The 617-nt window shown below is 48.6% G+C and carries 1 protein-coding gene; it reads left to right on the top strand.

Features of this window, described 5'->3' with window-relative positions:
• Window position 1: 1 nt before the first annotated feature.
• Window positions 2-617, top strand: a 616-nt coding sequence (locus CI597_RS17590; RefSeq protein ID WP_024729454.1) for a DDE-type integrase/transposase/recombinase, incomplete at its 3' end; no start/stop codon positions are given.

The following is a 617-nucleotide window of genomic DNA, read 5'->3' as shown; positions in this document are numbered from 1 at the left end:
AATGATCTTTTTGGCTTTGAAAACAGAGGACGGCAGGATTACCGGGAAAATTTCATTTTATTGCCGAATGCTTGGTATCAGCCGGCAAGGCTTCTATAAATATCTTGAAACCAAAGATCGTCCCTGGAAGTACCAAGACCTGGCGGATGCCATGAAAGAAATCGCCAGCGAGGATGAATGTAACGATACTTACGGACGGATTCGGATGTATCAGGCACTGTGCCTGAAGCGGCCGGAGGGAGTGTCGATTCCCAGTGAGCGGACCGTATACCGGGTCATGGACCAAATTGGCCTGAGCCATCGCCCCAAGCGAAGACCGAACGGGATCACAAAGGCAGACCGGGAGGCTATGAAATCAGATGATCTGCTGAAACGGGATTTCCATTCAGATGCCCCATTAGAAAAATGTATTACAGATATCACGGAAATCCCGGCGTCCAATGGGAAACTGTATGTATCTGTGATTTTCGACTGCTTTGATCTTAGCGTCCTTGGTCTGGCAATGGAAACAAACATGAAAGCAGATCTGTGTGTCCATACACTGGAAAACGCCCTGACTGCTTATCCTGCACTGGAAGGCGCTATCATCCACAGTGACCGTGGAACACAGTACACCA

This window comes from Anaerostipes hominis (ex Lee et al. 2021) (assembly GCF_002270485.1).
GTDB lineage: Bacteria > Bacillota > Clostridia > Lachnospirales > Lachnospiraceae > Anaerostipes > Anaerostipes hominis.
This window is presented reverse-complemented; position numbering and strand designations above follow the sequence as displayed.